The sequence below is a fragment of the Methylobacterium sp. E-065 genome (genome assembly GCF_022829605.1).
GTDB lineage: Bacteria > Pseudomonadota > Alphaproteobacteria > Rhizobiales > Beijerinckiaceae > Methylobacterium.
The window spans coordinates 1-4791 of record NZ_JAKSYD010000254.1 but is presented as its reverse complement, the minus strand read 5'-3'; the positions used below and the strand labels follow the sequence as shown (position 1 = coordinate 4791).

Sequence of the window (4791 nt, the reverse complement as noted above, 5' to 3'; positions counted from 1 at the left end):
GGCACCAGAGGTGTTCATGCCAGCCTTCACCGCTTGGCCGGCTGCGCTCGCCCGACCAGCTCCGCCGGCCAAGCTAACCGTGGTGGAGCGGCCTACTGCGCACTAACTTTAACCTTGGACCACCCTGTGGGGGCCGATCAGGTAGCCGATTGCGCCAGCTAAGATCGCGAGCCCCAGAGGTGACTCTTGCGCGTGCGGGCGAAGCGCCTCGCTGCCCTGCTGGTACAAGCGCTGCGCGTCCGGGTAGCGCTCGCGGGCGCGGTCAAACGCATCGCCGGCAAACTCCCGTGCTTGATCGGCGGCGTCACTGAGCGTGTCCTTGGCTTGTCCGTACAGGTTCTGCGCCGAGCCCTTCAGCTCAGTTGCCTTCCCTTCAGCCTGCGTCTGCTTATCCCCCGTCAGCTCGCCGGCCGCGCCCTTGACCTTGCCGCCGAGTTCCTTCGCAGCCCCGGTGATCCGATCCTCGTCCATAGCTTTTCCTCCTCAGTATTGGAGCTGGTCGGGCCCCCAGCGCACCATCAACGCGTGAATAGCTCCTTTCGTCTCCAAAATAGATCCATCAGCGCATCGGTGTGGCGGAACGCTATGAGGAGCTTACGGCTTTCCTGATTTGGGATGACGCACGAGAATAGTTCGATGCCGAATGGTGCTCAGGGTCGTAGATCGAGCGCTGCCGAACCGGGATTGGGTGCGGCTCAGGGTTTTGCTGATACGCTGCGCGATCAAACCGAGGGCTATGTCGAGAAGCGCAAGGCTGACGCGGCGCGGGTAGTGTCGGACGTAGGCGACGCGATCCGCGAGACCGGCGCCAACTTTGACGGTCTGCCGCAGTTGAAGGGGGTGTTCGATCAGGCCGCGCTCGGCGTCGAAGAGCTAGCCGAGAACATCTCACGTCGATCCTTCAGCGAGTTGTACGACGAGGTACAAGCCTCGGTCCGCAGGCGTCCCGTGCTGGCGGCCGCGGCGGTCGTGCTGGCTGGCTTCGCGGTATTCCACACTCTGAATTCTCGGAAACTTCGACCGATCCCGCGCTCACATGCGGTGGTTCCAGTCGACGTCATCCCGACGCCGGAGCTGTAGGAGGGGGACATGGTTGAGCCCGGATTGCGGAGCATCCCTACCCTCGTCGGCGATGCGGTTCGTGAGCTGCGGGACCTCGTCGGCAGCGAGATCGCACTGTTCCGCACCGAGATGGCGCAAGGCGTTCACCGCATATCCCTCGGCCTCAGCCTGCTGCTCGTCGCGGGTGTTTTTGCCATCGCAGGCCTGTTCACGCTGCTCCTCGCCCTGGTCAAGGGCATCGCAGTCCTCGTGCAGTCGGACGCGCTGGCGGCCCTAATCGTAGGCGGCACGTTCCTTTTGCTCGCGCTCGGCATGGCCTTGTTCGGGCGCAGCAAGGCTTCGCTTTCCACTCTGGAGCCGACGCGCACAGGACGGCAGGTCAAACAAGACGCGCAGGTTCTTACGGATCGGATAGACACATGAGCGACTCGCCGGACAAGCTGGAGCATGACGTTGAGGCAACTCGGGGTCGGTTGGATCGCACGCTAAGTGACCTGCAAGACCGCTTGAAAGGTCCGGGTATCCCGAGGAGCTTGACCGATCTCCGTCGTTCCGGGGAAGCAGCCAGCGAAACGGTGGAACGGTTTGTCACCGATGTGCGGGTCAATCCCATACCGGCGCTGCTGATCGCGGCGGGATTTGGGCTACTCGTTTATGAGGCGTTCCGAACGGCGGTGGAGAGGCGAAGATTGGCGGCAGCCCCCTCAGGGGCCACTGCAGCGACGCTGGATCGCCACCTGCCTGAGAACCATCCTGACCGGATGTACGAACGGCTCGACGACGCGCTGGAGGAAAGCTTTCCCGGCAGCGACCCGGTCTCAGTGCGAATTACGAAGTAAGTCGGTTCCTACCGGAAGCCTGCGCGGACGGCGGGACGAGCTAGTAGGCTTCGTCCCAGCCTGGCGTACAACCCTGCTCGCGTCGGCGGCGGAGTAATCCTCGAATAGGTTCGAGGACTGGCTGACTGAAGCTGTGGTGTATCCCAAGCAGCATCGCGGGTGGGTGTTCCATCCGGTTAAACGACCATTCGTTCGGACGAGACACCCCGCAAAAACGGCATGGCTCACACAGCGTTCGTCCCTCACCTACGAGTCTCGACGGAGCGGCAGGGTCGGTCCGGTCTCGGGCTGGAAGCGCCACGGCGAGCTGTCGCCGATTTTCTCACGGGTGGTTCTTGGCGTCACGTGGCCGAACTGGTCGAGGTTGAAAGCGGATCCCGAGATAACCCGCCCTCGCCTATCGGAGGCTCTGACACTCTGCCGGCTATTGGGATTGGCGATACGTAGGTGGCGGCGACTTTGTCGGACGACGAGGCGCAGGCGCCAAGGAGCGCCGCGGCCAGAGCCGCTGGTAGGATCGCATACTTCATAGAAGCCCCCTCAGCCGGTCTTCGCCGCTGCCGGGTACTTGCACCATTCAGAGGGTCGAACGTCGAGACTGAATTCGACAAGCTTAGCGAATTGCGGCGCGCCTGTGTTCGCAGGGCCACGCAGAGGCGGCGACTGCGCCGGCGAGGCCGCATCGAGGCTAGGGGAGGGCTGGCTCCGGTGCGGCTCTTCCAGCATTCGCCCCCCGGCCGAGCGCTGCGGTCATCTTGGCATGGTATGGTAAATGATCCGTCAACGGGTGCCGTTCTGTTCTCCGATAGCTTTGACAGGCAGCCGGTTGATGCTGGCGTTCTCGGCCCGTTCCGCGCCTACCCGCGGACCCTGGGACTGGATCTACCGCCAGTCGACTGCCGCGCGGTGGAATGAACGACCTGTCGTGAACGTCGCCAAATCCGATGTGCTATCATCCTTTGCTATGCTGGAGGCGGCCTTGATAATTCGATCTGCTATCGCAGTGTTACTCGTAGCCACTCCGGCGATTGCGGCCCCTGCCCATAGGCAGCCCACACCGGGCGCCGTGCAGCCGAGCGGCGATCCCGGCAGCATGACGGGAATGGATCCAAAAACAAAAGCTCAGGCGGATAAAGCAGAACGCGAGCGAGTCTCGCAGCAGAAGTTGTTCGATGACAAGATGGGCAAAACAATGAATACCATCTGTCGCGGTTGCTAAAATAGAGCAACGGTTCACGCTCTCTTCGAACGCCTAAAGGCGCGTCAGCGCACGCTCGTCTTGGCGATGGCCGAGCACGATGGGCTGCCAGCGCAGAGCGCGCTGCGCTGGGTCGCAGAGTTGGAAAACGTCATCGCCGCCGTGGAAGCGGTCAAGGCCAAGCGTTCGCAGCTATCCCGCTGAAACGACATCGGCGCAGCAACCCGTAAGGTCACTGCGCCGCTGGATCGGGCTGCTGAGGGGGCACCGCAGCCACGCGGGAATGGATACGCCCAGCTCGGCCTTCGCGAAGTGCGCCTGAGCACATCAATCCGCATGTGGTTCGGCGGTGACACGTGTCGCCGACCACTACCATCGCGAGCGCTTTGCCGTGCTCCTGTCCTCAGCCCTGTTCCTAGCGGGCGCACTCCCGTTGTTCTGGGCGATCGGCTGACCCTTCAGGCTCCAAAACAAGAAACACCCCAGGAGCGAAGGCTCCCAGGGTGCTGCCGATCGAGCGGCCAGTTTGATCAAGCTGGGGATGCGAAGGTCAGCCGGAGGGCTGCTCCTCGGCGATGGAGAGCCACGAGGAGGACCAACTACCCCTCGCCCACCACCGCATCCCCCGGCATCGCTACCGGGAGCAGCGCGATCGGATCTTAGTACGAGCCGAACTTGTAGTTCAGGCCGGCGCGGACGACGGCGAACTCGTCGTCGCGGCGACCGATGGCGCTGTAGGCGACCGGGACGAGGTTGGCGGCGTTGACGACCAGGGCGCCCTGGTTGCGGTTGCCGCGCTCCAGGTTGACGTACAGGCCTTCGACCTTGAACGTCACGGCCGACGAACGGAAGAAGTTCAGGAACGACTCGGTGGGGAGCGCGAACTCGACGCCTCCGCCGACCGCGTAGCCGGTGCGGAAGCTGTCGTTGCCGGCGTAGCCGCCGAACGAACGGTCAGCGCTGCCCGAGCCGTAGGCGAAGCCGCCGGTGCCGTACACGAGCGTACGGTCGAAGGCGTAGCCGAGGCGGCCACGCACGGTGCCGAAGTAGTCGAGGCTCGACAGGCCGCGCGGGTCGGTGACGTAGTAACCCGGGGCGACGGCGCCGTTCACGAAGGCGTTGTTCCGGCTGCGGCCGAAGTCGAGGTACTGGGCGTCGGCCTCGATGCCGACGACGACGCCGGAGCCCGGGGTGAACTGGACGTTGTAGCCGACCTGGGCGCCGCCGGAGAAACCGTCCTGGTTGCGATCGCGGAAAGTCGCGGTCGTGCCGGCAGCGGCGTAGGGGGCGGGGACGCCGAACACCGAGCTGTTCGAGCGGCTGGAGGCGTCGAAGGCGTAGCCGGCGTTGATACCGAAGTAGGCGCCCGACCAGGTGAACACCGGCACGGGGGTGAACACGGGCGGCGGGCCGGGACGGCGCGGCAGGTCGGCGGCCGAAGCGGCGGCGGTCAGGGCGGTGAAGGCAGCCAGCGAGGCCAGGAGCTTGGTCATCACGTCAGGTCCAACATTCAATCTGAAGGCATGACTACTGGATGCGGAGCTAAATAGCTGTAGTTTCACGGACACACCCTTGGGTGATGAGGGGGCGTGTCGTAGTAAACCGCCTCTTAACGCGCCCTCGACCGCCGTAATACTTCGCGGTCTACATGCAAGAGCGCCACGACATGCCAGAGGCGCTTTGGTTGCGAAC

At 64.0% G+C, this 4791-nt stretch carries 5 protein-coding genes and 1 pseudogene; 4 read left to right on the top strand and 2 right to left on the bottom strand.

Annotation, left to right across the window (positions count from 1 at the left end; genetic code table 11):
* Window positions 1-108: 108 nt before the first annotated feature.
* Window positions 109-471, bottom strand: coding sequence for a CsbD family protein (locus tag MKK84_RS29615; RefSeq protein WP_243925699.1), 363 nt, complete (start codon window positions 469-471; stop codon window positions 109-111).
* A gap of 165 nt (window positions 472-636) precedes the next feature.
* Between MKK84_RS29615 and MKK84_RS29610 the strand changes: the two genes are divergently transcribed.
* The 4 genes and pseudogenes from MKK84_RS29610 (at window position 637) to MKK84_RS29595 (ending at window position 3120) form a co-directional block, all read left to right on the top strand.
* On the top strand, window positions 637-1080 hold the full coding sequence (locus MKK84_RS29610) for a hypothetical protein (protein ID WP_243925698.1): 444 nt from the start codon (window positions 637-639) through the stop codon (window positions 1078-1080).
* A 9-nt stretch (window positions 1081-1089) separates the two neighbouring features.
* Window positions 1090-1485 (top strand): phage holin family protein, encoded by a 396-nt coding sequence (locus MKK84_RS29605; protein ID WP_243925697.1) that lies wholly within the window; start codon window positions 1090-1092, stop codon window positions 1483-1485.
* A pseudogene (locus tag MKK84_RS36025) lies at window positions 1482-1559 on the top strand (hypothetical protein); the annotation flags it as partial. The gene MKK84_RS29605 and the pseudogene MKK84_RS36025, both read left to right, overlap by 4 nt.
* Before the next feature lie 1267 nt (window positions 1560-2826).
* Window positions 2827-3120, top strand: coding sequence for a hypothetical protein (locus MKK84_RS29595; protein ID WP_243925695.1), 294 nt, complete (start codon window positions 2827-2829; stop codon window positions 3118-3120).
* Window positions 3121-3758: 638 nt separating this feature from the next.
* Here the strand turns inward: MKK84_RS29595 and MKK84_RS29590 are convergent.
* Window positions 3759-4592: an outer membrane protein gene (locus MKK84_RS29590; RefSeq protein WP_243925694.1), complete on the bottom strand. Its 834-nt coding sequence runs from the start codon at window positions 4590-4592 to the stop codon at window positions 3759-3761.
* Window positions 4593-4791: the final 199 nt, after the last annotated feature.